24 protein-coding genes are annotated in these 25,952 nt (G+C 62.3%); 14 read left to right on the top strand and 10 right to left on the bottom strand.

Annotated elements, in window-relative coordinates:
- Position 1 precedes the first annotated feature (1 nt).
- A complete protein-coding gene (locus K9857_RS30270) occupies positions 2–124 on the bottom strand; it encodes a hypothetical protein (protein WP_263487818.1) in 123 nt (40 codons plus the stop codon).
- Between the two features lie 169 nt (positions 125–293).
- Here K9857_RS30270 and K9857_RS09945 point away from each other — a divergent pair, with 169 nt between their 5' ends.
- From K9857_RS09945 to K9857_RS09920, 6 genes are all read left to right on the top strand, one after another.
- Positions 294–1,478 carry an ABC transporter substrate-binding protein gene (locus tag K9857_RS09945; protein ID WP_224535328.1) on the top strand — a complete coding sequence of 395 codons (1,185 nt, stop codon included), beginning with the start codon at positions 294–296 and terminating at the stop codon, positions 1,476–1,478.
- A 28-nt stretch (positions 1,479–1,506) separates the two neighbouring features.
- Positions 1,507–2,481, top strand: coding sequence for a YVTN family beta-propeller repeat protein (locus K9857_RS09940; RefSeq protein WP_224535326.1), 975 nt, complete (start codon positions 1,507–1,509; stop codon positions 2,479–2,481).
- Positions 2,478–3,209, top strand: coding sequence for an ABC transporter ATP-binding protein (locus K9857_RS09935; RefSeq protein WP_224535324.1), 732 nt, complete (start codon positions 2,478–2,480; stop codon positions 3,207–3,209). The genes K9857_RS09940 and K9857_RS09935 overlap by 4 nt, the downstream gene beginning before the upstream one ends.
- Positions 3,206–3,997, top strand: coding sequence for an ABC transporter permease (locus K9857_RS09930; protein WP_224535321.1), 792 nt, complete (start codon positions 3,206–3,208; stop codon positions 3,995–3,997). Before K9857_RS09935 ends, K9857_RS09930 begins: the two co-directional genes overlap by 4 nt.
- Before the next feature lie 242 nt (positions 3,998–4,239).
- Positions 4,240–4,797, top strand: coding sequence for a PQQ-dependent catabolism-associated CXXCW motif protein (locus K9857_RS09925; RefSeq protein WP_224535320.1), 558 nt, complete (start codon positions 4,240–4,242; stop codon positions 4,795–4,797).
- 57 nt (positions 4,798–4,854) lie between these two features.
- Positions 4,855–5,520, top strand: a complete 666-nt coding sequence (locus K9857_RS09920; RefSeq protein ID WP_224535318.1) for a response regulator transcription factor — start codon at positions 4,855–4,857, stop codon at positions 5,518–5,520.
- Positions 5,521–5,627: 107 nt separating this feature from the next.
- Here the strand turns inward: K9857_RS09920 and nahK are convergent, their stop codons facing one another.
- The 4 genes from nahK to K9857_RS09900 all read right to left on the bottom strand — a co-directional run bounded on the left by nahK (position 5,628) and on the right by K9857_RS09900 (position 11,880).
- Positions 5,628–8,261, bottom strand: a complete 2,634-nt coding sequence (gene nahK / locus K9857_RS09915; protein ID WP_224535316.1) for a hybrid sensor histidine kinase/response regulator NahK/ErcS' — start codon at positions 8,259–8,261, stop codon at positions 5,628–5,630.
- Positions 8,191–9,354, bottom strand: a complete 1,164-nt coding sequence (gene nosP, locus K9857_RS09910; protein WP_224535313.1) for a nitric oxide-sensing protein NosP — start codon at positions 9,352–9,354, stop codon at positions 8,191–8,193. The genes nahK and nosP overlap by 71 nt, the downstream gene beginning before the upstream one ends.
- A gap of 238 nt (positions 9,355–9,592) precedes the next feature.
- On the bottom strand, positions 9,593–10,777 hold the full coding sequence (locus K9857_RS09905; protein WP_224535311.1) for a porin: 1,185 nt from the start codon (positions 10,775–10,777) through the stop codon (positions 9,593–9,595).
- Between the two features lie 296 nt (positions 10,778–11,073).
- A complete protein-coding gene (locus tag K9857_RS09900; RefSeq protein ID WP_224535377.1) occupies positions 11,074–11,880 on the bottom strand; it encodes a sulfite exporter TauE/SafE family protein in 807 nt (268 codons plus the stop codon).
- A gap of 345 nt (positions 11,881–12,225) precedes the next feature.
- On the opposite strand from K9857_RS09900, the gene K9857_RS09895 reads away from it, so the two are divergent.
- A complete protein-coding gene (locus tag K9857_RS09895; protein ID WP_224535309.1) occupies positions 12,226–13,089 on the top strand; it encodes an MBL fold metallo-hydrolase in 864 nt (287 codons plus the stop codon).
- A 122-nt stretch (positions 13,090–13,211) separates the two neighbouring features.
- Here K9857_RS09895 and bkdR read toward each other — a convergent pair whose 3' ends face one another.
- The gene (bkdR, locus tag K9857_RS09890) at positions 13,212–13,700 is read right to left on the bottom strand and encodes a Bkd operon transcriptional regulator BkdR (RefSeq protein ID WP_175377262.1); all 489 of its coding nucleotides are present in this window, start codon (positions 13,698–13,700) and stop codon (positions 13,212–13,214) included.
- A gap of 185 nt (positions 13,701–13,885) precedes the next feature.
- On the opposite strand from bkdR, the gene K9857_RS09885 reads away from it, so the two are divergent.
- From K9857_RS09885 to K9857_RS09865, 5 genes are all read left to right on the top strand, one after another.
- The gene (locus tag K9857_RS09885; RefSeq protein ID WP_224535307.1) at positions 13,886–15,121 is read left to right on the top strand and encodes a 3-methyl-2-oxobutanoate dehydrogenase (2-methylpropanoyl-transferring) subunit alpha; all 1,236 of its coding nucleotides are present in this window, start codon (positions 13,886–13,888) and stop codon (positions 15,119–15,121) included.
- A gap of 1 nt (position 15,122) precedes the next feature.
- Positions 15,123–16,181: an alpha-ketoacid dehydrogenase subunit beta gene (locus K9857_RS09880; protein ID WP_224535305.1), complete on the top strand. Its 1,059-nt coding sequence runs from the start codon at positions 15,123–15,125 to the stop codon at positions 16,179–16,181.
- The gene (locus K9857_RS09875) at positions 16,182–17,468 is read left to right on the top strand and encodes a dihydrolipoamide acetyltransferase family protein (protein ID WP_224535303.1); all 1,287 of its coding nucleotides are present in this window, start codon (positions 16,182–16,184) and stop codon (positions 17,466–17,468) included. It begins immediately after the preceding gene.
- 18 nt (positions 17,469–17,486) lie between these two features.
- Entirely contained in the window at positions 17,487–18,869 is a 1,383-nt protein-coding gene (lpdA, locus tag K9857_RS09870) for a dihydrolipoyl dehydrogenase (RefSeq protein ID WP_224535301.1), read from the top strand.
- Between the two features lie 223 nt (positions 18,870–19,092).
- Positions 19,093–20,112 (top strand): branched-chain amino acid aminotransferase, encoded by a 1,020-nt coding sequence (locus K9857_RS09865; RefSeq protein ID WP_224535300.1) that lies wholly within the window; start codon positions 19,093–19,095, stop codon positions 20,110–20,112.
- Between the two features lie 67 nt (positions 20,113–20,179).
- On the opposite strand, the gene K9857_RS09860 is transcribed toward K9857_RS09865, so the two are convergent.
- The 3 genes from K9857_RS09860 to K9857_RS09850 all read right to left on the bottom strand — a co-directional run bounded on the left by K9857_RS09860 (position 20,180) and on the right by K9857_RS09850 (position 22,765).
- Complete coding sequence (locus tag K9857_RS09860) at positions 20,180–21,001, bottom strand: TIGR03915 family putative DNA repair protein (protein WP_224535298.1); 822 nt, start codon at positions 20,999–21,001, stop codon at positions 20,180–20,182.
- A complete protein-coding gene (locus tag K9857_RS09855) occupies positions 20,998–22,218 on the bottom strand; it encodes a putative DNA modification/repair radical SAM protein (protein ID WP_224535296.1) in 1,221 nt (406 codons plus the stop codon). The genes K9857_RS09860 and K9857_RS09855 overlap by 4 nt, the downstream gene beginning before the upstream one ends.
- Positions 22,219–22,297: 79 nt before the next feature.
- Positions 22,298–22,765 carry an MEKHLA domain-containing protein gene (locus K9857_RS09850; RefSeq protein ID WP_224535295.1) on the bottom strand — a complete coding sequence of 156 codons (468 nt, stop codon included), beginning with the start codon at positions 22,763–22,765 and terminating at the stop codon, positions 22,298–22,300.
- A gap of 340 nt (positions 22,766–23,105) precedes the next feature.
- On the opposite strand from K9857_RS09850, the gene K9857_RS09845 reads away from it, so the two are divergent.
- Positions 23,106–23,849 (top strand): SDR family NAD(P)-dependent oxidoreductase, encoded by a 744-nt coding sequence (locus tag K9857_RS09845; protein ID WP_224535293.1) that lies wholly within the window; start codon positions 23,106–23,108, stop codon positions 23,847–23,849.
- A gap of 68 nt (positions 23,850–23,917) precedes the next feature.
- On the opposite strand, the gene K9857_RS09840 is transcribed toward K9857_RS09845, so the two are convergent.
- Complete coding sequence (locus K9857_RS09840) at positions 23,918–24,670, bottom strand: ArsR/SmtB family transcription factor (RefSeq protein WP_224535291.1); 753 nt, start codon at positions 24,668–24,670, stop codon at positions 23,918–23,920.
- A 77-nt stretch (positions 24,671–24,747) separates the two neighbouring features.
- On the opposite strand from K9857_RS09840, the gene K9857_RS09835 reads away from it, so the two are divergent.
- On the top strand, positions 24,748–25,863 hold the full coding sequence (locus K9857_RS09835) for a cytochrome P450 (RefSeq protein WP_224535289.1): 1,116 nt from the start codon (positions 24,748–24,750) through the stop codon (positions 25,861–25,863).
- The last annotated feature ends 89 nt before the right edge of the window (positions 25,864–25,952 follow it).

The raw sequence follows: 25,952 nt of genomic DNA, 5'->3' as shown, positions 1-25,952 counted from the left end.
GCTAGTGCCCCGGTGTCGAGGGCATGACCGGGGGCGGAACCGCGCGCGGCCCGTGCAGCCGGTCGACGCCAATCAGAGTCAGGATCAGCAGCAATGGCAGCAGCAATGTCTTGACGATGCGCATGGCCAGTTCCCTCCAGAGTCACGGCTGCGGGTTTGGGTGAGGGTTCCCATGCTAAGACCGAACCGCCCGCGCGCGGCTACTACCTTGGTACTGCCCGGTCGGTACTTTCTGCATATTTCCACCCCGTCACGAGCTTCCTATGCTGGCGCTACCTGTAATGGAGAGCCCTATGCGCCAGCTTGCCCCTTACGCCCTGATCTATCTGCTGGCAATCGTCTGCGCCGCCGGGCTGGCGACTCGAAGTCAGGCGGCGGATGCGCCCTTGCAGGTGCGGATCGGTTATCTGGGTTATCGCCCTGACCCCGGCCCGTTGCTGTCCAACGTCATTCCAGAACCCGTCGACGCCGGCCTGCGCGGTGCAGAACTGGCGATCACCGACAGCAACAGCACCGGGCGTTTTCTCAATCACGGTTACAGCCTGGAAAGCGCCAGCGTCGACAGTCCCGAAGCCTTGCTCGCAGCGGCGCAAGCCCAGCATGCGCAAGGCCTGCGCCTGTTCGTGGTGAACGCCCCCGCCAGCAGCCTGCGCCAGCTCAGTGCGGCACTGCCCGACAGCCTGCTGTTCAATGCCGGCAGCCCCGATGACAGCCTGCGGACCACCGATTGCCTGCCCAACGTGCTGCACAGCCTGCCGAGCCGGGCGATGCTGGCCGATGCGCTGGCGCAGTTCCTGGTGGTGCGCAAATGGCAACGGGCGCTGCTGATCGTCGGCCCCACCGTCGACGACCAGGCCTACGCCGCCGCTCTGCGCCGCGCGGCCAAGCGCTTTGGCTTGCAACTGGTGGCGGAGAAACCCTGGACCTTCGATAACGATCAACGACGCAGCGCCCAGGCCGACATGCCGCTGTTCACCCAGACTGCCGAATACGATGTGGTGCTGGTGGCCGACGAGCGTGGCGACTTTGGCGAGTACGTGCCCTACCAGACCTGGTACCCGCGCCCGGTCGCAGGCACTCAGGGCCTGACTCCGACCGGCTGGCACAAGACCGTGGAAACCTACGGCGCCGCGCAGTTGCAGAAACGCTTCGAAACCCTCGCCGGACGCTGGATGAACGACCGCGACTTCGCCGCCTGGATCGCCGTGCGCAGCATCGCCAGCGCCGTGAGCAAACTGCGCCAGACCGACCCCATGGCGATCCGTGCGCTTGAACTCGGCGATCAACTGCCACTGGACGGTTTCAAGGGCCGCAAGCTCAGCTACCGCCCATGGAACGGCCAACTGCGCCAGCCGATCCCGATCGTGCAGCCCCGGGCGCTGGTCAGCACGGCGCCTCAGGACGGCTTTCTGCACCCTTTCAACGAAATGGACAGCCTGGGTTACGACAAGCCCGAGGTCAGCTGCCGCTTTCCCTGAACACAACAACTACAACAAGGAAACTGCCATGCACCCCACGCGTTTTCACTTCAACCTGATCTCATTCACCCTGCTGCTCGTCGCCGGACACGCCAGTGCCAGCACCGCCTGGGTATCCAACGAAAAGGACAACAGCCTGAGCCTGATCGACATGCAGACCCTGCAGGTCACCGACACCCTGCCCGTCGGCCAGCGCCCACGTGGCCTGCTGCTGTCCCATGACAACAGGCTGCTGTACATCTGCGCCAGCGACTCGGACCGGGTCCAGGTCATGGACGTGGCCACCCGCAAGATCATCAAGGAACTGCCCTCGGGCAAGGACCCCGAGCAATTCGCCCTGCACCCCAACAACCGCTGGCTGTACGTCTCCAACGAAGACGATGCGCTGGTCACCGTGATCGACACCGAAACCTCCAAGGTCCTCGGCCAGATCAACGTCGGCGTCGAGCCCGAAGGCATGGCCGTCAGCCCCGACGGCAAATGGGCGGTCAACACCAGCGAAACCACCAACATGCTGCACTGGATCGACACCAGCACCCAGACCCTGGCCGACAGTACGCTGGTGGATCAGCGCCCGCGTTTCGTCGAGTTCAGCAACGATGGCAAGCAACTGTGGGCCTCGGCGGAAATCGGCGGCACGGTGACAATTCTCGACGTCGCCAACCGCAACGTGCTCAAGACGCTGAACTTCCAGATCAAGGGCGTGCACCCGGACAAGGTGCAGCCGGTGGGCATCAAGCTCAGCGCCGACGGCAAATACGCCTTCGTGGCCCTGGGGCCGGCCAACCACGTGGCGGTGATCGACGCCAAGACTTTCGAGATCCTCGATTACCTGCTGGTGGGCCGGCGCGTATGGCAACTGGCGTTTACCCCGGACCAGAAGCAACTGCTCGCCACCAACGGCGTCAGCGGCGATGTGTCGGTGATCGATGTCGACAGCCTCAAGGTCAGCAAATCGGTGAAGGTCGGGCGCTATCCATGGGGCGTGGTGGTGACGCCATGAACACCCTGGAAGTCAGCGACCTGAGTTTCGCCTACGGGTTGCGGGAGGCTTTGCGGCAGGTGAGTTTCAGCCTGGCACCGGGCCGTTTCGCCGCATTGCTGGGGCCCAATGGTGCCGGCAAATCAACGCTGATCGCCCTGCTGACCCGGCTCTACGATCTGCAGCAAGGCGATATCCGGGTGGGCGGCTGCTCGTTGCGCGACACACCGCGCCCGGCGCTCAAGCAATTGGGCGTGGTGTTCCAGCAAAGCACCCTGGACCTGGACTTGAGCGTGGAACAGAACCTGCGTTATCACGCGGCGCTGCATGGCATGTCCTGCCGCGAGACCACCCTGCGCGTCGATGCGGAACTCGCCCGGCAAGGCCTGGATGAGCGTCGCGGCGAACGAGTGCGCCAGCTCAATGGAGGCCATCGCCGCCGGGTGGAAATCGCCCGCGCCCTGCTGCATCAACCACGCCTGCTGCTGCTCGACGAAGCCAGCGCCGGTCTCGACCCGGCCAGCCGCCTGGCGCTCAACAGGCACATTCGCAACCTGTGCAGCGAGCAGCGGATCAGCGTGCTCTGGACCACCCATCTACTGGATGAAGTGCAGCCCAGCGACGACCTGCTGATCCTGCATCAGGGCCGACTGGTCGCCAGCGGACAGGCCGACGCGCTGAGCCAGGAACACGGCGGCGACCTGGATTCGGCCTTCACTCGCCTGACTGCCACGGGAGCTGCCCGATGAACGCTTACTGGCAATGTTTCAGCGGCATCGTGCTGCGCGAGTGGCTACGCTTCGTGCTGCAACGCACCCGTTTCCTCAGCGCCCTGGTCCGGCCGTTGCTGTGGCTGCTGGTGTTCGCCGCCGGCTTTCGCGCGGCCCTGGGCATCGCCATCATCGAGCCCTACGACACCTACATTCCCTACGAGGTCTACATCATCCCGGGACTGGCCTGCATGATCCTGTTGTTCAACGGCATGCAGGGCTCGCTGTCGATGGTCTACGACCGCGAGATGGGCAGCATGCGCGTCCTGCTCACCAGCCCACTGCCGCGGACCTTTCTGTTGTGCAGCAAACTGCTGGCCACCTCGCTGATTTCGCTGCTGCAGGTCTACGCGTTCCTCGCAATCGCCTGGCTCTACGGCGTACAACCCCCGGCCATCGGCCTGCTGCTCGCTCTGCCCGCCCTGCTGCTGGTGGCCTTGATGCTTAGTGCCCTGGGGCTGCTGCTGTCCAACGCCATCCGCCAACTGGAGAACTTCGCTGGCGTGATGAATTTCGTGATCTTCCCGCTGTTCTTCCTGTCATCGGCGCTCTACCCGCTCTGGAAAATGCGCGAAGCGAGCGAGTGGCTGTACTGGCTCTGCGCGGTAAACCCGTTCAGCCATGCAGTAGAACTTGTGAGGTTTGCCCTGTATGAGCGCTTCAACCCAGTGGCGTTGGCGGTGTGTGCTGGATTGACGCTGGTCTTTGCCCTGCTGGCGGTCCTGACCTTCAACCCACAGCATGCGGCGCTGCGCAAATCCAGCTGAACCCACAGATTATGCGGCGAACACCAAATCACTGTAGGAGCGAGCATGCTCGCGATGGTCGTCAACGATAACGTTGGCTGCCTGACACCCCGCGGTGTCTTTGCCTCCATCGCGAGCCTGCTCGCTCCTACACAGGGCGTTGGGAAATTACAACTTTAGTACTGGTTTCCCCTGCCTATCGTCGCATTCCCAACGCCCCCCGCCTGGCATGTAATGGACTTATAACGATAAGGATAAAACCCATGCCGCGTGCCCGACGTCGCCTGTTGCGTCCCACCCTCGCCGCGCTATCCCTCAGCCTGTGGCTGGTTGGCGCCTGCGCACAATCGCTGCTGTTCTCCCCCGACGGCTATCGCATCGATCTGTACCGCAGCCCCACACCCGACCAGGTGCAAGGCGCAACCATCGTCGACACCGCCGCCGTACAAGCATTGCTCGACCAAACCCCGCGCCCGCTGCTGATCGATGTCTACCGCCGCCAATGGCTGCAAGGCCGTTTCATCGAAGACCAACCCCACGAAAACCTGCCCGGCAGCCACTGGCTGGCCAATACCGGCGACGGTGAGCTGACACCGCAATGGCAGGCCTACTTCGCCGACAACCTGAACAAACTGACCAGCGGCAACCTCAGGCAACCGCTGGTTTTTTACTGCCGCTCCGACTGCTGGTTGAGCTGGAACGCCGTCAAACGTGCGGCCAGCCTCGGCTATAAGTCGCTGTATTGGTATCGCGACGGCCTGGATGCCTGGCAGGCGGCCAATCTGCCGGTCACACCCGCCAGCCCCGCGCCCTTCCCCTGAGCTTTACGCCTGCGTGTAGTTGCCACACCATAATCAAAACAAAGAGGTGAAATGGCCATGTACAAAATTCTGATTGCCGATGATCACCCGCTGTTTCGCGAAGCCATACACAACGTCATCAGCGATGGTTTCGACGGCAGCGAGGTCATGGAAACCGCCGATCTGGACAGTGCCCTGGCCCTGACTCAGGAACACGATGACCTGGACCTGATCCTCCTCGACCTGAACATGCCCGGCATGCACGGGCTCAATGGCCTGATCAACCTGCGCAACGAAGCGCCGACCATTCCGGTGGTGATCGTCTCCGCCGAGCAGGACAAGCAGATCGTCCTGCAAGCCATCACCTATGGCGCGGTGGGCTTCATCACCAAATCCTCGCCCCGCACGCAGATGACCAACGCGATCCAGCAGATCCTCAACGGCAACGTCTACCTGCCACCGGACATCATCCGCACCGGCAACAGCAGCTCGCACCGGCGCATGAACGACACGCCGAGCATTCCGCCGGAACTGTTGCAAGCCCTGACCCGCAAGCAGTTGCAGGTGCTGGAACGGATGACCAAGGGTGAATCGAACAAACAGATCGCCTACACCCTGGAAATCGCCGAAACCACGGTCAAGGCCCACGTCTCCGCTATCCTGCGCAAGCTCAACGTGCACAACCGCGTGCAGGCGATTCTGAGTGCCGGCGACATAGATTTCGGGTCGTATCTGAGAAGGTGAACACCCAAACCCTGTAGGAGCGAGCAGGCTCGCGATGGTCGTCAACGATGACGTTGGCTGCCTGACACCCCGCGGTGTCCGTGCCTACATCGCGAGCATGCTCGCTCCTACAGGGGTCCCAGCAAATGGCTCATGGCGGTCTTAAGCTTCATCGGCCGCACCGGTTTGTGCATCAGCGTATGGCCCAGTTCGCGGATCTGCTGTTTGAGGTCGTTGCTGTAATTGGCCGTGATCATCATCACCGGGATCGCGCAGGCCCGGCGGGCGTTGATCCGGGCTACGGCGTCGATGCCGTTGCGGTCGTTGTCCAGGTGATAGTCGGCGATCAGCAAGTGCGCCTCGGCATGGTAGTTGTCCACCTGCCGCGCCAGGTCCTCTTCCGACAGCGCCGTCACCACCCGGCAACCCCAACCCTCCAGCAACGTGCGCATGCCGGCGCAAATGGTGGCATCGTTGTCCAGCACCCAGACCTTCGCGCCGCGCAGCCGCTCCAGCATCGGCTCGCTCATCGGCGGGCTCGGCAACGGTTTGGGAGCGGTGGCGCTCAATGGCACCTCCACGGAAAACATCGAACCCTTGCCCGGCCATGAGCGCACCTGAATGCGGTGCCCGAGAATGCCGGCGATCTTCTCGACGATCGCCAGCCCCAAGCCCAGACCGCGATCCTGATCCGGGCGCTGCACGTCACCACGCTTGAACTCCTGGAAAATTTCTTCCAGGCGATCCTCGGCAATGCCCATGCCGCTGTCCCAGACCTCGATCGACAGGCGCTGGCGATGACGCCGGCAACCCAGCACCACACGGCCGCTGTAGGTGTAGCGAATGGCGTTGCTCAGCAGATTGCGCAGGATCCGCGCGAGCAATTGAATGTCACTGCGCACCAGCGCCGAACAACCAATGAAATGCAGTTGCAGGCCTTCGCTGCGCGCCACCTGTGTGTATTCGGCGGCGAGGTTTTCCAGCAGCTCGCTCAAAGCGAACGGCGCGATATCGGCCTTGATCACACCGGCATCAAGCTTGGAAATATCCACCAGCGTGCCGAGCAGGGTCTCCACGTCTTCCAGGGAATTGCTGACATTGCGCACCAGAATCTCGTTGGACATGGGCTCGCGCCGTTCCAGCAACGCGCTGGTGAACAGCCGCGCGGCGTTCAGCGGTTGCAACAGATCGTGACTGACGGCGGCAAGGAACTTGGTCTTCGACAGGTTGGCCTGCTCCGCTTCCAGCTTGGCCTCCAACAGGCGCGACTCGACCCGGCGACGCTCATCGATTTCCCGCAGCAACTGGTGGTTGAGGTCGGTCAATTCTGCCGTGCGTTCGCGAACCCGCAATTCAAGATTCTGATAAGCCTGATGCAAGGCCTCGGCAGTGCGCCGTCGTTCGGTGATGTCGCGGATCAACACGAAGATCCCCACCACCTCGCCACTGGCCAGGCGGTTGGGCACGTATGAGCGCAACATGTAGCGCTCCTGATTGTTGACGTTGGTCTCGGCGAATTCGAACGTCACGCTCTCCCCGGCCAGCGCCCGGGCCACATAGGACTCCAGGCGCTGGTAATGCTGTTCGCTGTGTACTTCGCGCAGGCTCTGGCCGAGCATCACCCCGCGCGGCCAGCAGTACCATTCTTCATAGACCTTGTTGGTGAACTCGTAGACCAGATCGGCATTGAGGTAGGCGATCAGCGCCGGCACGTGGTCGGTGATCAGGCGGATCCAGCGTTCGCTTTCGCTCAGGGCCTCGGCGTGCTGGTAGCGCTCGGTGATGTCGGTGAAGGTATTGACGAAACCGCCGGTGGGCAGCGGATGCGTACGGATTTCCAGGACCCGGCCATCGTGCAGGCGCTGCTCGCACTCCTGCACCGGCCGCCCGTTGAAGCCACGACTGGCCGGGGTCAGCAGGGTCAATTCGCTGTCGGCGATCACCTCGGCAAACGGCCGATGCGCGGCCACCGGCGCCAGACCGCTGAGTTCGAGAAACCGGCGGTTCCACAACTCCAGAATGCCCTCGGCATTGACCATCGCCACACCCTGGGACAGGTTGTCGACCGCCCGCTGCAACAGGTGCGACTTTTGCGCCAGTGCCTGTTCGCGGCGCACGGTTTCGCTGAGTTTGACGTCGGTGATGTCGGTGAACAGAATCACCCGTCCGCCTTCCTGGGTCGGCCGTTCGCTGACCTGCAGCCAGCGTCCGTCCTGCAATCGGTACAGCAGGTTTTCCTCGGCATGCCCGCGAGGCTCCTCGGTAAACATTCCATTGTTGAGCATCAGCCGCTTGACCTCGGCTAGGCGCATGCCGGCGTGGATGCGCGCCCGGCTGTTGCTCCAGAACGCCTTGAACCGGCTGTTGAACAGGACGATGCGCTGTTCGGCGTCAAACAGCACGAAGGCATCGGAAATGCTCTCGATGGCATCGATCAGGTGTTGATGAGCGGTTTCGGCGCGCAGCCGGGCTTCGCTGAGCAAATGGTTGCCGGCCTTGAGTTCGGCCATGGCCTGGTTCAGCGCGTCGGTACGTTCGCGCACCTGTTCGGCCAGCACCACCGAATGCTGGAAGGCTGCGTAGGGATCATTGCCGCGAGTGATGCCCGACTCGATCCGCTCGATCAGCGCCGCGTTGATCCGTTGCAGCTTCCGGTTGTCGTGCTGCAGGGCGTCGATCTGCGCCCGCAGCTCAGTGTTTTCCGAGAGACCGGCCCCTTGCAATGGCAACGCCGGTGAAGGTCTGGTTGATGTGCATGCCATTGAACTGTTCTCCGTAGGAGTTGAACCCCATCACCCGCTGCTCGCGCAAAAACGCGCCGATCTGTTCCAGGCTGCCGTGGTCTTCCAGTTCCAGGCGCCGCAAGAAGCAGTCGCAGCCGATGGTCAGCAACAAATCGCCAAGCCGCTCCTGCAAACCGTCGAACAGGCTTTGCAGGTTCGGCAGCAGCGGCCCCGGGGTCATGGCGGTGAGAACGATGCCGTTCTCCACCGCGCAGTAAAAACTCAGGCTGAGATCCGGGTGAACCTGCTGGATGGCGCGCACGTAGTACTGCTCGTTGATTCGCACGGCCAAGGGGTGCGCGGCGAAGATCCGGTGGTCGAGTTCGGCCACCGGCACGCCAATGTGCCGGGCATACTCGGCGGCGGCCGGCTCGGCATTGAGTTCGAAGACCCGCCGCGAAGCGCTATCGGCACCGGTGACCACCAGCTTCTCGGCCTGGGGCAGCATGTGGTGGGTGGTGAACACTTCGAAGTCCAGCCAGGTGTTGACCAGTACCACCACCGCCGCGCCGCTGTGGAATTCGCCGTCGAAATACACATGGGTATGGGTCAGGTAGTTGTCGTCACCGGCCGAGCCACCAAAATGCGGAATGGCGCCCAGTGCCGCGCTCAGGGCAGCGAGCACCATTTCTTCGCGGCTGGACAGGCCATCGAGCAGGGTCAGGGCGAAGCTGTTGCCCTTGATCGGCGCCAGCGTGTTGCTGCGACAGCCGCCGACCAGGCGCTCGACCATCTGCTGGGCGTCGATCAGGCTGAAGTGCTCCATTTCATCGATCAGTTCCAGGGCGATGGAAAAGTGCCGATGGTCGAAGCCAATCGCCGTGACGCAATTGCGCCCGTAGCCCAGCGGCGTGATTTCCCCGGCGCTGGTGCAACCGGCCAGGCGAATGCCACCGAAGCTCTGCTGCAAAGCCTGGCCCAGCGCCGGCAGGTCGTATTCGGCGGAACAGAAGAACAGCACGAAGCCCAGGTTCGGGTGCAACAACTGCCGCGCCAGCTCTTGCGCCGCCTGTTGCGGATCGGTGGCCAGAGACATGGCGCTGACGACACCTTCGCTATGGACCTGCTGCATCATCGCCCCCCGCAGGTGCGTGTGTATGAGGCACGAGTGTACGAAGGCTGCGGGGCGGGACGAATGCTACTTGGGTAGTGGGTGGGCAGTTCGATGGGATTAGATAATCGCAAATCCCTTGTAGGAGCGAGGCTTGCCCGCGAAGGCGGCATCTCAGGCAACATTGATGCGCAATGTGCCGCCGTCTTCGCGGGCAAGCCTCGCTCCTACAAGATGTGTGTGGTGCTGGCGCAGTGGCTTACCAGGTCAACACCGCCCCCACCGCAAAGGTATCGGTGTCTTCATTCTGTGCACTGGTGTCGTGGCCGTTGATCTCGAACTGGTTGTACTCGGCCACCAGTTTCAGGTTGTCGTTGACGTCATGGAACAGCGCAATACCACGAGTCTCATAGTCCGCGCCGCTGCCCACCGCGCCGTTGCCATCGTCCTTGGTCTTGCCGTAGGACAGCGCCAGGCGGTTCTTGCCCAGTTTGTACGAGCCCTGCAACAGATAGCCGTCGCTGTCGACGTTGCGCAGGGTCGGCTCGCCGGCGTTGTTGGTGAAGAATGGGTTGATGCCCTTGGCCTGGAAACCCGACCCGGTCAGGGACAGGCCGCCCATTTTTGCCTGCACGCCGTAGCCGACGCCTTTGGACGTGACGGTATCGACGGTGGAATCGGTGTTATCCGAAGTCTGGTAGCTGCCGTTGACCCAGCTGTAGATCTGCGCGCCGGCGAGATCGAACTGGTAGGTGATCTCGCTCTCGGTGCGCGGGTTTTCCTGGTAGGCCTTGCCGGTCGGGCTGCTATCGTTGGTGTCCACCGGGTCCATGATCCCCACGGCCACGCGCAGCCCGTCCATCACCGGGGTGCGGTAGGTGATCTGCGAGGTCGGGAACGGGTATGGATAGCCGGTGCCAATGTTGCCGAACGACACCCCGCCGCCATCCACCAGCCCCAGGGTATCACTGACCTGACCGTAACCGGCCAGCAGCTCATCGAGCAGGATGTTAGAGCGGGCGAACAGGCCGAAATCCTTGCCGATCAGCACTTCGCCCCACTCGGGATTGGCCACGGTGCCGTAGAACTGGCGTACGTCGATGGCGGTGTCGGTGCCGTTGGTTTCGCTGTCGTTGATGGTCACCCAGAACGAGGCACGGGCACCGAGCTTGAGGTCATCGACCTGCTTGCCCATGTTGAAGCCCAGATAGTTGGGCAGAAAGCCCATCTTTACCCGCGACTGGCGGCGGTCGAACTGATCGCCGGCGCGGTCGACATCGCTATTCACGTAGAAGGCATTGATGTAGCCATCGGTGGAGAACGTGGTCTGGTCCTTGTCGTACAGCATGATCTCCGCCTGGACGGCGGAACTCAGGCCAAGGGTGGACAGGCTCGCAATGAAGGCCGGTAAAAAAAGGTGGGTGAAGTTCTTATTGTTGTGCATGGCGCGCTCCGCGACGGGGGACGAGGTGTCGGAGGCGATTATCGAAAGCGGACGGATGGCGCCATACGCTGCCTTGGAGGCGGTTTTCAGGTGCTTTGGAGGGGACGGTGATGCGCGGGATTTAGGATGTAAGACCGGTTGTCGGCCAGGTTAGCCACCAAGGGCGTACACCTAAAGAATCTTGTAGGAGCGAGCTTGCTCGCGATGGAGGCACAGGCACCGCGGGCTGTCAGATACCCAGCGTTATCGTTGACGACCATCGCGAGCAAGCTCGCTCCTACAGGGGATTGTGGTGTTCAGAGGGCCGTGCGCAGCAGCATGTAGGCTGCGACGATCAGGCAGACGCTGGCAAACCCCACCTGCAACACCCGCGCCGGCACCCGGGCGCAGAGTTTGCGGCCGACGATCATGCCGACGATGCTCGAAGCGATAAACGATGCTCCGAGTCCGTCGATGCGCACCCCGGCATGCAGCGCACCGATGACACCAATGGCCGAGATCAGGCTGATCACCATCAGCGAGGTGGCGATGATCCCACGCATCTGCACGTCGGTCAGTTGCTTGAACGCCGGCACGATCAGGAAGCCGCCGCCTACCCCAAGCAATCCCGAGACCACGCCGGTCACCGCGCCGAGGGCGGCGAGGGTCGCGGTGCATTTAGCGGTCCAGGAAAAGCGTCCGGTGTGCTGGTCGAGCATGCAGTTCTTCTGCCCCCAGTTGGCGTGACCGTGATCGCTGGGGCCCTCTTCCTTGCGCTCGCGGCGCAACATTCGCGCGGCGACCATGACCATCAGCAGGCTGAACAGGATGATCAGGACCTTTTCCGGCAGCTGATGGGCAAAGTAGATGCCCACCGGTGAAAACACCGCGCCCAGCGCCGCGATCAACATCGCCGCGCGATAGCGCACCAGGCCATGACGCAAGCCGTCGATTGCACCGACCGCAGCCGAACTGCCCACTGCGAACAGCGCGACCGGCGCCGCATGGGTCATGGTCCAACCCAGGCCGAGCACCAACGCCGGCACGGCCAGAATGCCGCCGCCGGCTCCGGTCAGGCCCAGCACCAACCCCATCACCACCCCAAAAAAACTCGCCAGCAACATAAAACGCTCGTAATCCATGACAAAGGCCGGGAACGCCCGGTATCGATTGAGTAACAGGATAATGCTTATACCCACTCCTGCACGACTCGCTTCATGTAGCAGCTGTCGAGCTTGCGAGGCTGCGTTCGGCGGCGAAGCCGTCGTGAAATCAGGCGGCGCGGTGTTTCAGACTGACCTCGTACTCAGGTTTTGCGACGGCTGCGCCGCCGAACGCAGCCTCGCAAGCTCGACAGCTGCTACAGGGATCTTGTGTCGGCTTGATTGACGCAGAATTGAGAGGGGGACTGGTCAGCAATGGGAAAATGAATCTACCCTCTTGGCTTGCCCATGACAGAAACCGTCACCATGCCTGCCTTGATTGAAGCCTTTTTCGACGAAGCCTCGTCCACCTACAGTTACGTGATCCACGAAGCCGATGGCGGGCAATGCGCGATCGTCGATCCGGTGCTCGACTACAACGCCGCCGCCGGGCGCACCACCACCGTGCAGGCCGACCGGATCATCGCCTTCGTGCGCCAGCACCGTCTGCAGGTGCAATGGCTACTGGAAACCCACGCCCACGCCGATCACTTGTCCGCCGCGCCGTACCTGCGTCGGGAGCTGGGCGGCAAGATTGCCATCGGCGAGTCGATCTGCAAGGTGCAGAACGTGTTCAAGACGCTGTTCAACCTGGAGCCGCAATTCTGCATCGACGGCTCGCAGTTCGATCACCTGTTCGCCCCCGACGAGTCGTTCATGATCGGCAACCTCAAGGCCACCGCCCTGCATGTGCCCGGGCATACCCCGGCGGACATGGCCTACCTGATCGACGGTGAGCAGATTCTGATCGGCGACACCTTGTTCATGCCGGACGTGGGCACCGCGCGCTGCGACTTTCCCGGCGGCAATGCCAACCAGATGTATGCCTCGATTCACAAGCTGCTGGCCTTCCCCGCCAGCGTGCGCCTCTACGTCTGCCACGATTACCCGCCTGAAGGCCGCGCACCGCAGTGCATGACCACCGTGGGCGAACAGCGCAAAAACAACATTCATGTGCGCGATGGCGTCGATGAAGCGGCGTTCGTTGCGATGCGCACCCAGCGCGATGCGGGGTTGGGCATGCCGACGCTGTTGCTGCCGGCGATTCAGGTCAATGTGCGGGCGGGGAACCTGCCGCCGGCGGAAGACAACGGCGTTACCTATCTGAAAATCCCCCTGAATCAATTCTGATTCTCTTGTAGCAGCTGACGAGCACCGCGAGGCTGCGTCAGCGATCGACCTGAATGACATCGGTGTCAGGAATATCGCGGACGCAGCCTCGCGGTGCTCGTCAGCTGCTACAGGGGTTTCGTTCAGATATCGAGGGTCAGTCCGTTCGCCGGCAACGGCAGCGCCGTCTTGTAGCGCACCTGCTTGAGCGCGAAGCTGGAACGGATATTCGCCACCCCCGGCACCTTGGTCAGAAAGTCCATCATGAAGCGCTCCAGCGACTGGATGCTCGGCACCAATACTCGGATCAGATAGTCCGGATCACCGGCCATCAGGTAGCACTCCATCACCTCCGGGCGATCGGAAATCGCCTCCTCGAAATGCTGCAGCGCCCTCTCCACCTGCTTTTCCAGGCTGACATGGATGAACACGTTCACATGCAGCCCCAGCATGTCGGCGTCCAGCAGCGTCACCTGCTCGCGAATCACCCCCAGCTCTTCCATCGCCTTGACCCGGTTGAAACACGGTGTCGGCGACAGGTTCACCGAACGCGCAAGGTCAGCGTTGGTGATGCGCGCATTCTCCTGAAGGCTGTTGAGAATGCCTATATCGGTACGGTCAAGTTTGCGCATGAGACAAAAACACCTGTTTTTTATTCGTGTGCAGATTTTTTATCTGCAAATAGTCTTTAGCGCAACGAAACAGAGAGAAATATTCTCCTTGGCCGGGCCTATGATTGTTGTAGGACAAGATTTCTTCCATCGAACGAAATCTGTCAGCTCACTACAAGAAATTCACAAGATCGAGCGTAGAAGCCATGACCCAAGCGTATGAACCGCTGCGCCTGCACGTCCCTGAACCCTCGGGCCGCCCGGGCTGTAAAACCGACTTCTCCTACCTGCACCTGACCGATGCCGGCACCGTGCGCAAGCCACCTGTCGACGTAGAACCCTCGGACACCGCTGACCTGGCCCGTGGCCTGATTCGCGTGCTCGATGATCAGGGCAATGCCCTGGAACCGTGGGCCGAAAACGTGCCGGTGGAGATCCTGCGTAAAGGCATGCGCGCCATGCTCAAGACGCGGATCTACGACAACCGCATGGTGGTCGCCCAGCGCCAGAAGAAAATGTCCTTCTACATGCAGAGCCTCGGCGAAGAAGCCATCGGCAGCGCCCAAGCGCTGGCACTGAACATCGATGACATGTGCTTCCCGACCTACCGCCAGCAAAGCATCCTGATGGCTCGTGACGTACCGCTGGTGGATCTGATCTGCCAGTTGCTGTCCAACGAGAAGGACCCGCTCAAAGGCCGCCAGCTGCCGATCATGTATTCGGTCAAAGATGCCGGCTTCTTCACCATTTCCGGCAACCTCGCCACCCAATTCGTCCAGGGCGTCGGTTGGGCCATGGCCTCGGCGATCAAGGGCGACACGAAAATCGCTTCGGCCTGGATCGGCGACGGCGCCACCGCCGAGTCCGACTTCCACACGGCCCTGACCTTCGCCCACGTGTACCGCGCGCCGGTGATCCTCAACGTGGTGAACAACCAGTGGGCGATCTCCACCTTCCAGGCGATTGCCGGTGGTGAAGCCACCACCTTCGCCGGTCGTGGCGTCGGTTGCGGCATCGCCTCGCTGCGGGTCGACGGCAACGATTTCTACGCGGTCTACGCCGCTTCCGCCTGGGCCGCCGAACGCGCCCGGCGCAACCTCGGCCCGACCATGATCGAATGGGTCACCTACCGCGCCGGCCCGCACTCGACCTCCGACGATCCGTCCAAATACCGTCCCGCCGACGACTGGAGCCACTTCCCGCTGGGTGACCCGATTGCGCGTCTCAAGCAGCACCTGATCAAGGTTGGCCACTGGTCCGAAGAGGAACACGCCGCCGTCAGCGCCGAGCTTGAAGCCGAAGTGATCGCCGCGCAGAAGCAGGCCGAGCAGTTCGGCACCCTCGCCGGCGGCCAGATTCCAAGCGCCGCGACCATGTTCGAAGACGTCTATAAAGAGATGCCGGAGCACTTGAAGCGCCAGCGTCAGCAGTTGGGGATCTGACATGAACGATCACAACAACAATATTCAGCTGGATACCGCCATGACCACGACCACCATGACCATGATCCAGGCCCTGCGCTCGGCCATGGACGTGATGCTTGAGCGCGACAACAATGTGGTGGTGTTCGGCCAGGACGTCGGTTACTTCGGCGGCGTGTTCCGTTGCACCGAAGGCCTGCAGAACAAGTACGGCACCTCGCGGGTGTTCGACGCGCCGATCTCCGAGAGCGGCATCGTCGGCGTCGCCGTGGGCATGGGTGCCTACGGCCTGCGTCCGGTCGCCGAAATCCAGTTCGCCGACTACGTCTACCCGGCTTCCGACCAGATCATCTCCGAAGCCGCGCGCCTGCGTTATCGCTCGGCTGGCGAGTTCACCGCGCCGATGACCCTGCGCATGCCTTGCGGCGGCGGCATCTACGGCGGCCAGACTCACAGCCAGAGCATCGAGGCGATGTTCACCCAGGTTTGCGGCCTGCGTACTGTCATGCCGTCCAACCCCTACGACGCCAAGGGCCTGCTGATCGCCTCCATCGAAAACGATGATCCGGTGATCTTCCTCGAGCCAAAGCGCCTCTATAACGGCCCGTTCGACGGCCACCACGACCGCCCGGTAACCCCGTGGTCGAAACACCCGGCAGCGCAGGTTCCGGACGGTTACTACACCGTGCCGCTGGACGTCGCCGCCATCACCCGCCCGGGCAAGGATGTGACCATCCTGACCTACGGCACCACCGTCTATGTGTCGCAAGTGGCCGCTGAAGAAAGCGGTGTCGACGCTGAGGTCATCGACCTGCGCAGCTTGTGGCCGCTGGACCTGGAAACCATCACCAAGTCGGTGAAGAAAACCGGCCGTTGCGTGATCGTCCACGAAGCGACCCGCACCTGCGGTTTCGGCGCCGAACTGGCCGCATTGGTGCAAGAGCACTGCTTCCATCACCTGGAAGCGCCGATCGAACGCGTCACCGGTTGGGACACCCCCTACCCGCACGCGCAAGAGTGGGCGTATTTCCCCGGTCCGTCCCGAGTGGGCGCGGCTTTGAAACGGGTCATGGAGGTCTGAATGGGCACGCACGTTATTAAAATGCCGGACATTGGCGAAGGCATTGCAGAAGTTGAACTGTCGGTATGGCACGTCAAGGTTGGCGACATGGTCGTCGAAGATCAGGTGCTGGCCGATGTCATGACCGACAAGGCGATGGTGGACATTCCATCGCCGGTGCATGGCAAGGTGATTGCCCTCGGCGGTCAGCCGGGTGAAGTGATGGCGGTCGGCAGCGTGCTGATCAGCATCGAAGTGGAAGGTGCGGGTAACGTCAAAGAATCCGCGCAACAGCCGGCGCCTGCCGCTGCCGTTAAAGAAGCGCCAGTGGCCGCGCCCAAGGTAGATGCGGTCGTCGAAAGCAAACCCGCTCCGGTGGCTGCCCCGCGTCCGACTCCGGTTTGCCAGGCTCCGATGGTCGCGCGCACAGCTGATGAGCGTCCGCTGGCCTCCCCGGCCGTGCGCAAACATGCGCTGGACCTTGGTATTCAATTGCGTCTCGTGCGCGGATCCGGCCCGGCCGGTCGCGTACTGCATGAAGACCTCGATGCCTATCTGGCGCAGGGCCAGTCCAATGCTTCGTCCGTGAGCAGCGCCTATGTGCAGCGCAACGATGAAGAGCAGATTCAGGTCATCGGCATGCGCCGCAAGATTGCCCAGCGCATGCAGGAAGCCACCCAGCGCGCCGCGCACTTCAGCTATGTCGAGGAAATCGACGTCACCGCTGTCGAAGAATTGCGTGCGCACCTGAACGAAAAACACGGCGCGACCCGCGGCAAGCTGACCCTGCTGCCGTTCCTGGTCCGCGCCCTGGTCGTCGCCCTGCGCGATTTCCCGCAGATCAACGCCCGCTACGACGACGAAGCCCAGGTGATCACCCGTCTCGGCGCGGTGCATGTGGGCATCGCCACCCAGGCCGATATCGGCCTGATGGTTCCGGTGGTGCGTCACGCCGAGGCGCGCAGCCTGTGGGACAGCGCTGCGGAGATTTCCCGTCTGGCTACCGCCGCGCGCAACGGCAAGGCCAGCCGCGATGAGCTGTCTGGCTCGTCCATTACCCTGACCAGCCTCGGCGCGCTGGGCGGCATCGTCAGCACCCCGGTGCTGAACCTGCCGGAAGTGGCGATTGTGGGGGTGAACAAGATCGTCGAACGGCCGATGGTGATCAAAGGCCAGGTGGTGATCCGCAAGATGATGAACCTCTCCAGTTCGTTCGATCACCGCGTGGTCGACGGCATGGACGCGGCGCTCTTCATCCAGGCCGTGCGCGGCCTGCTCGAACAACCCGCCACTTTGTTTGTGGACTGATTTCTGGTGGAGAGCTGCATGCAAACTTTGAACACCACACTGCTGATCATCGGCGGCGGCCCTGGCGGTTATGTGACGGCGATCCGTGCCGGCCAACTGGGCATCCCGACCATTCTGGTCGAGGGCGAATCCCTGGGCGGTACCTGCCTGAACATCGGCTGCATTCCGTCCAAGGCGCTGATTCACGTCGCCGAACAGTTTCATCAGACCCGCCACCACAACCAGCATTCGGCGCTGGGCATCAACGTGTCGGCGCCAACTCTGGACATCGGCAAGAGCGTCGAGTGGAAGGACGGCATTGTCGATCGCCTGACCACCGGAGTCGCCGCGCTGCTGAAAAAGAACAAGGTTCAGGTGATTCAGGGCTGGGCCAAGGTGGTCGACGGCAAAACCGTCGATGTCGGCGATACCCGCATCCAGTGCGAGCACCTGGTGCTGGCCACCGGTTCGAAAAGCGTGAACCTGCCGATGCTGCCGATTGGCGGGCCGATCATCTCCTCCACCGAAGCCCTGGCGCCGACTGCCGTGCCCAAGCGTCTGATCGTCGTCGGCGGTGGTTACATCGGCCTGGAACTGGGGATTGCCTATCGCAAGCTCGGTGCCGACGTCAGCGTGGTCGAAGCTCAGGAGCGCATCCTGCCGGCCTACGACGCCGAACTTACCCATCCGGTGCAGGAAGAATTGCGCAAGCTCGGCGTGAAGCTTTACTTGAAACACAGCGTCCAAGGCTTTGATTCCAATTCAAATACTTTGCAGGTGCTGGACCAGCAAGGCGTCACTCTGAACCTGGAAACCGATCAGGTGCTGGTGGCCGTGGGCCGCAAGCCGAACATCCAAGGCTGGAACCTCGAAGCGCTGAGCCTGGAGATGAACGGTGCCTCGATCAAGGTCGACAACCGTTGCCAGACCAGCATGCGCAACGTCTATGCCATCGGTGACCTGAGCGGCGAACCGATGCTCGCCCACCGGGCCATGGCCCAGGGCGAAATGGTGGCCGAGCTGATCAGCGGCAAATCCCGCGAGTTCAACCCCACCGCCATCGCCGCCGTGTGCTTCACCGATCCGGAACTGGTGGTGGTCGGGATGACGCCGGACGAGGCCAATGCCGCGGGTCTGGACTGCATCGTCGCCAGCTTCCCGTTCGCCGCCAATGGCCGGGCCATGACGCTGGAGTCCAAAAGCGGCTTCGTGCGCGTGGTCGCCCGTCGCGACAATCATGTGATCGTCGGCTGGCAGGCGGTGGGTGTCGCGGTCTCCGAATTGTCTACCGCGTTCGCGCAGAGCCTGGAAATGGGCGCACGCCTGGAAGACATCGGCGGCACCATCCATGCTCACCCGACACTGGGCGAGGCGGTGCAGGAAGCGGCGTTGCGGGCCCTCGGCCACGCGTTGCACATCTGAACCGCAGCGCGGCAATCGCGAGCAGGCTCGCTCCCACATTTGCAATGCACTGCCCTGTGGGAGCGAGCCTGCTCGCAATTTCTTGAGGCCGATGCGATTTATCTGCCCGTCATCCGATAGTCCGGGCTGCGAAACAGGCCCGGAATGAAGTATTGTTGTCCCCATCCAAAAAACGTCAGAAGCCTTGTACCGTTTCGACGGTTGTTAAGTGATAGAGGGTGTCATGGGTAACGAAAGCATCAATTGGGACAAGCTGGGTTTTGACTACATCAAGACCGACAAGCGCTATCTGTCGTACTTTCGCAATGGCGAGTGGGACAACGGCACCCTGACCGAAGATAACGTGCTGCACATCAGCGAAGGCTCCACTGCCCTTCACTATGGTCAGCAATGCTTCGAAGGCCTGAAGGCCTATCGTTGCAAGGACGGCTCGATCAACCTGTTCCGTCCCGACCAGAACGCGATGCGCATGCAGCGCAGCTGCGGTCGCCTGCTGATGCCACAGGTCGACACCGAGCAGTTCGTCGAAGCCTGCAAAGCCGTGGTTCGCGCCAACGAGCGTTTCATCCCGCCTTACGGCACCGGCGGCGCGCTGTACCTGCGTCCGTTCGTGATCGGCGTGGGTGACAACATCGGCGTGCGTACCGCGCCGGAATTCATCTTCTCGATCTTCTGCATCCCGGTCGGCGCCTACTTCAAGGGCGGCCTGACCCCGCACAACTTCATCATCTCCGACTTCGACCGCGCCGCGCCTCAGGGCACCGGTGCCGCCAAGGTCGGCGGCAACTACGCCGCCAGCCTGATGCCGGGCTCCCAGGCCAAGAAGGCGCACTTCGCCGACGCCATCTACCTGGACCCGATGACTCACTCGAAAATCGAGGAAGTCGGTTCGGCCAACTTCTTCGGCATCACCCACGACGACAAGTTCGTGACCCCGAAATCGCCATCGGTATTGCCGGGCATCACCCGTCTGTCGCTGATCGAGCTGGCCAAGTCCCGTCTGGGCATGGAAGTGATCGAAGGCGACGTGCTGATCGACAAGCTCTCGGACTTCAAGGAAGCCGGTGCCTGCGGTACCGCCGCGGTGATCACCCCGATCGGCGGCATCAGCTACAAAGACCACCTGCACGTGTTCCACAGCGAAACCGAAGTCGGCCCGATCACCCAGAAGCTCTACAAAGAGCTGACCGGCGTGCAAACCGGCGACGTCGAAGCGCCAGCGGGCTGGATCGTCAAGGTTTGACCTGACGCCAGCAGCAAACAGAAGCCCCCCACTGCCTCGGCACTGGGGGGCTTTTTGTTGGGCGCGATCAGCGGCGCTCGGCGATGCGCTTGCCTGTCCTGCCTTTGATCCCGCTGGCTTGGCCGTCCTGTTGTTTGCCGGTGCGCGCCTGGGTGATCAGCTCGGGAATCAATGCGCCTTCGGGCAGGTTTTTCCAGAACCGCGCCGGCAAATGCCCCTGCATGACTTTCGGGTTCAATCGCGCCGGGTTGAACGTATGGCTGTAGTAGGTCAGCCACATGGCACTGTGGGGATCGTCGGCGTTTTTCGCCAGTTGCTGCCAATGCGGCGGACACTGGCGCTGGTAAATCAGCTGTTCGCCATCGTAGTAAACCCCGTCGCGGGGTGTCGCGATCAGCCAGCGGTGACGGCCCATACGGCCGATGAAATGCTCGCTGGCACTGCGCAGGATGTCGTGTGCCGGTTCGTGCCAGGCCACGTATTCCGGACCCTCCCCCTGGGCCACCGCCACAAAACGTACGAATGCATGTAAATGGTGAGCTTCACGTTTTACCTGCTTGATTCTCCTGGTTAATTCACTGCCAAGCCGATCACCGGCCAGCATTGCTGTTCGGTCACCATGACTGACCCGCCAGAGCACTTCATACAGCAAGCTCCAGCGCTGGTCGCCCCGGTATTGAGCGGCATGCTCAAGGGTATCGAGCAAGGCGCGAGGTACACGCGCCATGAACGGCCCCTGGGTTTGCGGCGGCGCGTCATCACTGGCAAACAGATCCGCCACGCTGTCACTGGCCCAGCTGACCCGGCTGGGGTCGACCTCGTGACTGAGCAGCCAGCGCGCCTGCTGACGCCAGTTGTCGAACAGGTCGTCGCAATCGAGGTGGATCATCCCCACAACCCCATCTGTTGCGGCTGAGGCCGGTCGCGCAGTTGCTGGTAAAGCAGCTGGCTGGTGACTTCCGCCTGCTGCGGGTGGTAATCGCTGGTGATCACGAAGGGTTTGGCCTTGGCCAGCACGCAACGCATCCGGGCCAGGTCCTCATAACGAATCCGCCGCTCCCGGCGCAATGCCACCAAACGCTCGGTGGTGCGCAGGCCGATACCGGGGATTCGCGCGATCAGGGATGCCTCGGCGCGATTGAGATCAAGCGGAAACACCTCGCGATTGGCCAGCGCCCATGCCAGTTTCGGGTCGATGTCCAACGCCAGGTTCCCCGGTCCCTTGAGCAGTTCGCCGGCGGAGTAGCCGTAGCTGCGCAGCAGAAAATCGGCCTGATACAGCCGGTGCTCGCGCATCAGCGGCGGCGCGGCCAGGGGCACGCTCTTGGGGCTATGGGGAATCGGGCTGAACGCCGAGTAATAGACCCGGCGCAGTTTGAAGTTGCCATAGAACGCCTGCGCGCCATGAAGGATGGTGCTGTCATCGGTGTCGTCGGCTCCGACGATCATCTGCGTACTTTGCCCGGCCGGGGCGAATCGGGGCGCCCGGGGTTCGTTGAGCACGGTTTGCTCGCCGGTGTAGATGTTCCGCATCGCCTGCCTGATCGAGCCCAGCTGTTTTTCCGGGGCCAGGGTCTGCAGGCTGGCATCGGTGGGCAGCTCGATGTTGACGCTCAGGCGGTCGGCGTAACGCCCTGCCTCCTCAATCAAAGCCGGATCGGCTTCGGGAATGGTCTTGAGGTGGATGTAGCCACGAAACTCATGCTCCTCGCGCAGCAAACGGGCGACGCGGACCAGTTGCTCCATGGTGTAGTCGGCGCTGCGGATGATCCCGGAACTGAGGAACAGCCCGCTGACGCAATTGCGCCGGTAGAAATCCAGGGTCAGCGCCACCACCTCTTCCGGCGTAAAACGCGCGCGAGGCACATCGCTGGAGCGGCGGTTGACGCAGTACTGGCAGTCGTAGAGGCAGAAATTGGTCAGCAGGACCTTGAGCAGCGAAACGCAGCGCCCGTCCGGTGTATAGCTGTGGCAGATGCCCATGCCATCGGTCGAACCCAGTCCCCGCTTGCCCTCGGAACTGCGCTTGGGCGCACCACTGCTGGCGCAGGAAGCGTCGTACTTGGCGGCGTCGGCGAGAATGCTGAGCTTGTCGATGAGTTCCATGGGGCGGACCTGTACTGTTTGCATATACAGTAATGCGTCTGCCGTCACGAAACAACCCGGGCATTTACCCCCGGTCGGATTACTCCAACCGCCCGATCCGCTCGGCGTCCGGCCAGAACAGCGCCGCCTGGCCCTGGTGCTCGCCATTGTGATCAAGCAACGTCCAGACCTTGCCCTCATGAATCATGAACGCATGCCCTTCCCTGTCGACCCGATAGCCGCTGTAGCCATGGGCGATGCCATTGGCCGTGACCTGTTCGAGCAGCGTCTGGCGCATGGCGCGGTCCAGCGGCGATGCACTGAAGCGCGAGGGCATGCCGATGAATTGCTCGCGTGGGTACTTGAAGCTGTCCAACGCCTGCTCATTGGCATAGTAGAAAACCGGATCGGCCTGCGTGCCATGGGCAAGCAAGGCGTAAGGCGCCCGGGCGTGCAACCACTCAAGTCGCTCGTCTTCGCTTGCAAAGGCGGGTGTTGGCAGGCCGGTGCCTGTCCATTGGCGATAGGCGGCGTCCAGTTGCTGGACCATTTCCTTGAAGTTCGACATGGGGATTGTTCCGATGACTTTCATGGGCAGCGACCCTACTCAAGCGCGCCGAAAAAATACAGCCCTACACCGCCCTCTGTAGGAGCGAGCTTGCTCGCGATGGTCGTCAACGATAACGATGGCAGCCTGATGCCCCGCGGTGTCCTGACGTTCATCGCGAGCATGCTCGCTCCTACAGTTAAGAGTCTTTATGACTGCGCACAAGTCTTAATGACCAATTTTGACCCAAGTCAAAATAACTACAACCAACCTGGAACGCCCGTACTTAAAGGCGTCTCACTTTGGCCCGCTTTTTGGAATTTGACCTGCAAAAGTTTACTGACCAAAAGGAAACCTCTGCATGAACAACGCTTTTCAAGATCGTCTGGCGGTGGTCACTGGTGCCAGTTCCGGGATTGGCCTGGCCGTCACCGAGCGCCTCCTCGGCCAAGGGGCTCGTGTGCTGGCGATGTCGCGTCAGATTGGTGGATTGGGGGAATTGGCCGAACGCTTCGGCAATCAACTGTCGTGGGTTGCGGGTGATGTGACTCAACCTGCCGACCTTGAGCGCCTGGCAAAACAAGCTTCGACCATGGGTCCAGTGAGTTTCCTGGTGCCAAACGCCGGCATCGCGCAACTGGCCGACGGCCTGGACCTGACGGCGTTCGACCGGCAATGGGCGGTCAACGGGGCCGGCGCACTGAACACCCTGGCCTGCCTGCGCGGACATCTGGCGGCGTCGGCCTCGGTAGTGTTCATCGGCACCTTCCTGGCACAGGTGACTTTCCCGGGCCTGGCCGCCTACATCGCCTCCAAGGCCGCGCTGATCCACCACGCGCGAACCCTGGCGGTAGAGCTGGCGCCCCACGGCATTCGCATCAACACCGTTTCCCCAGGCCCGACCGCGACACCCATCTGGTCGACTCTGGGTCTCAAGAACGAAGAGCTGAGCGCCGTGGCCAGCACGGTCAACCAGCGTTTGCTCGACGGTCAGTTTCTGGAGCCGGGGGCTGTTGCCGATGTGATTCTGTTCCAGCTCGGCAATGGCGCGCGTAACGTGATCGGCCAGGATTGGGTGGTGGATAGCGGGTATACCCTGCGCTGAAAACAACTGTAGGAGCTGCTGCGGGCTGCGATCTTTTGATCCTCAAAAATCGCAGCCTTCCGCCGCTCCTACAGGGTTTGTTGGTGGCTGCGATTTTTTGTGTGGGCTGCCGTAACGGGCGACTCGGCTGGCACGACCAAACCAAACCGCGCGCTGATCTCCTTGCGACCCAACGCCGTCAGGGCCAGGGCGCGACTGTCCAGATCCTGAGTCACCCATTTTCGCCTGATCGCCGTCTGCAACAGCGCGGCCCCCAACGCCCCGCCCAAATGCGGTCGACGCATGCTCCAGTCCAGGCATGGGCAGGCAAAGCGGCGGCGTGTCATGGCCAGATCCCTGACCTCGATGCCCAACCCCTCAAGCACCGCTTCGCCGTTGTCGCTCAGCCGGTAAAGCTGCTCGCCCACCTCCTGCAACCACCCCGCTTCGATCATCCGGTCATGCAGCAATACGGCCAGGGTTCCCGCCATATGGTCGTAACAGGTGCGGGCGAACTGCAGGCGGCCGGGTGTCCGCGACTGGTACTCGGGCACTGCGTTCTGGCCGATCACCATCAGGGCTTCCAGGGCCTGGGCCACCCGTTTGTCCGCCAGGCTGTAATAGCGATGGCGGCCCTGGACATGCAGCCGCACCAGCGCCAAGTCCTTGAGTTTGGCCAGATGGGCGCTGGCGGTGGAGGCGCTGACCTCGGCGATGGCCGCAAGCTCCGTGCTGGTCCGGGCATGGCCGTCCATAAGCGAACAAAGGATCTTGGTGCGGGCTGGCTCCGCGATCGCTGCCGCGACCTGCGACACGCCAATGTCTGAGTGTGCTTCGTTCATATTTCGCTCCCGGACGAATCAACGCCTGTTCGAGCTGGAGATAGTAGCAACACTTTCCCCCCACAAAGGCTGTGACCATGGACCCGCTTATCGCTGCAACCCATGCCGATCCGTACCCGTACTACGCGCAGTTGCGCGCTGAAGGCGGGCTGACCTTTCATCCGGGCCTGAACCTGTGGCTGGCCAGCAGCGCTCGCGCCGTCGCCGCTGTTCTGGCGCACCCGGACTGTCACGTGCGCCCTGCCCTTGAGCCTGTGCCCAAGGCGATTGCCGGTAGCCTGGCCGGTGAGGTGTTTGGCCGGTTGATGCGGATGAACGAGGGCGAACGCCAACGCTGCCCGCGTTCGGTCATCGAGCCTGGGCTGCAATTATTCGATCCTCTGGAAGTCGAGGCGCTGGTCGCGGCCCGATTGATCGCGCCGGGCGCCGAAGGATTGCAAGCGGCGATGTTCCTTGGCCCGGTTTGCGTGGTGGCGGCCTTGCTGGGGTTTTCACCAGCGCAGGGGCGCATCATCAGTGAGCTGACCGCGGACTTCGTCGCCTGCCTGTCGCCCCTCAGCACGGCGACGCAACGGGAAGCCGCCAATGCGGCCGCCGAACAGTTGGGCGGCTACTTCATGGAGCTGCTGGACGATCAGATGCCTCGTACTGCCCTGCTGTCAGGCATTTGCCAGCGTTTCGCCAAGGCATCGACCGACCCGCAAACCCTGACCGCCAACCTCATTGGCCTGTTGTCGCAGACGTTTGAAGCCACAGCCGGGTTGATCGGCAACAGCGTACTGGCGCTCAAGCAACAGCCGGCCCTGCACAGGGAATCGATCGACATCGACGATCTGTTGGCCGAAGTCCAGCGCTTCGATCCGCCGGTGCAGAACACCCGGCGCTTCGTCAGCACGTCGTGTGAAATCGAGGGTGTCAGGCTGAACGCCGGGGACACCGTTCTCGTTCTGCTGACATCTGCCAACCGCGACCCGCAACTCAACGACGATCCCGACCGTTTTCTGCTCGAGCGCCCGAACCGACGCAGCTTCACGTTTGGTGCCGGCCACCATCAATGTCCCGGGCAGAAGCTGGCGTTAAGCATCGCCAGCGCGACAGTTGCACGGATTCTGGCGGTCAATCCTGTGCTGGATACCCTTAAGTGGAACTACCGGCCTTCCCTCAACGGGCGCATCCCAAACTTCACTGAATGACACACTCCCCCTGTAGGAGCGAGCTTGCTCGCGATGGACCCAAGAACACCGCGGGGCCTCAGGTCTCCCGCATTATCGTTTACGACCAT

This window comes from Pseudomonas sp. REP124 (assembly GCF_020164475.1).
Lineage (GTDB): Bacteria > Pseudomonadota > Gammaproteobacteria > Pseudomonadales > Pseudomonadaceae > Aquipseudomonas.
The sequence above is the reverse complement of the archived record's forward strand: the minus strand, read 5'-3'. Positions and strand labels throughout refer to the sequence as shown.

Excerpts from the sequence above, each read along its gene's own strand:
- K9857_RS09895 (WP_224535309.1), top strand. The coding sequence starts at position 12,226 with ATGCCTGCCTTGATTGAAGCCTTTTTCGACGAAGCCTCGTCCACCTAC.
- K9857_RS09925 (WP_224535320.1), top strand. The coding sequence starts at position 4,240 with ATGCCGCGTGCCCGACGTCGCCTGTTGCGTCCCACCCTCGCCGCGCTA.
- K9857_RS09935 (WP_224535324.1), top strand. The coding sequence starts at position 2,478 with ATGAACACCCTGGAAGTCAGCGACCTGAGTTTCGCCTACGGGTTGCGG.
- K9857_RS09875 (WP_224535303.1), top strand. The coding sequence starts at position 16,182 with ATGGGCACGCACGTTATTAAAATGCCGGACATTGGCGAAGGCATTGCA.
- K9857_RS09840 (WP_224535291.1), bottom strand. The coding sequence starts at position 24,670 with ATGAACGAAGCACACTCAGACATTGGCGTGTCGCAGGTCGCGGCAGCG.
- K9857_RS09835 (WP_224535289.1), top strand. The coding sequence starts at position 24,748 with ATGGACCCGCTTATCGCTGCAACCCATGCCGATCCGTACCCGTACTAC.
- bkdR (WP_175377262.1), bottom strand. The coding sequence starts at position 13,700 with ATGCGCAAACTTGACCGTACCGATATAGGCATTCTCAACAGCCTTCAG.
- K9857_RS09940 (WP_224535326.1), top strand. The coding sequence starts at position 1,507 with ATGCACCCCACGCGTTTTCACTTCAACCTGATCTCATTCACCCTGCTG.
- lpdA (WP_224535301.1), top strand. The coding sequence starts at position 17,487 with ATGCAAACTTTGAACACCACACTGCTGATCATCGGCGGCGGCCCTGGC.
- K9857_RS09920 (WP_224535318.1), top strand. The coding sequence starts at position 4,855 with ATGTACAAAATTCTGATTGCCGATGATCACCCGCTGTTTCGCGAAGCC.
- K9857_RS09885 (WP_224535307.1), top strand. The coding sequence starts at position 13,886 with ATGACCCAAGCGTATGAACCGCTGCGCCTGCACGTCCCTGAACCCTCG.
- K9857_RS09900 (WP_224535377.1), bottom strand. The coding sequence starts at position 11,880 with ATGTTGCTGGCGAGTTTTTTTGGGGTGGTGATGGGGTTGGTGCTGGGC.
- K9857_RS30270 (WP_263487818.1), bottom strand. The coding sequence starts at position 124 with ATGCGCATCGTCAAGACATTGCTGCTGCCATTGCTGCTGATCCTGACT.
- nosP (WP_224535313.1), bottom strand. The coding sequence starts at position 9,354 with ATGCAGCAGGTCCATAGCGAAGGTGTCGTCAGCGCCATGTCTCTGGCC.
- K9857_RS09850 (WP_224535295.1), bottom strand. The coding sequence starts at position 22,765 with ATGTCGAACTTCAAGGAAATGGTCCAGCAACTGGACGCCGCCTATCGC.
- K9857_RS09865 (WP_224535300.1), top strand. The coding sequence starts at position 19,093 with ATGGGTAACGAAAGCATCAATTGGGACAAGCTGGGTTTTGACTACATC.
- K9857_RS09860 (WP_224535298.1), bottom strand. The coding sequence starts at position 21,001 with ATGATCCACCTCGATTGCGACGACCTGTTCGACAACTGGCGTCAGCAG.
- nahK (WP_224535316.1), bottom strand. The coding sequence starts at position 8,261 with ATGGCATGCACATCAACCAGACCTTCACCGGCGTTGCCATTGCAAGGG.
- K9857_RS09845 (WP_224535293.1), top strand. The coding sequence starts at position 23,106 with ATGAACAACGCTTTTCAAGATCGTCTGGCGGTGGTCACTGGTGCCAGT.
- K9857_RS09930 (WP_224535321.1), top strand. The coding sequence starts at position 3,206 with ATGAACGCTTACTGGCAATGTTTCAGCGGCATCGTGCTGCGCGAGTGG.
- K9857_RS09905 (WP_224535311.1), bottom strand. The coding sequence starts at position 10,777 with ATGCACAACAATAAGAACTTCACCCACCTTTTTTTACCGGCCTTCATT.
- K9857_RS09855 (WP_224535296.1), bottom strand. The coding sequence starts at position 22,218 with ATGGAACTCATCGACAAGCTCAGCATTCTCGCCGACGCCGCCAAGTAC.
- K9857_RS09945 (WP_224535328.1), top strand. The coding sequence starts at position 294 with ATGCGCCAGCTTGCCCCTTACGCCCTGATCTATCTGCTGGCAATCGTC.
- K9857_RS09880 (WP_224535305.1), top strand. The coding sequence starts at position 15,123 with ATGAACGATCACAACAACAATATTCAGCTGGATACCGCCATGACCACG.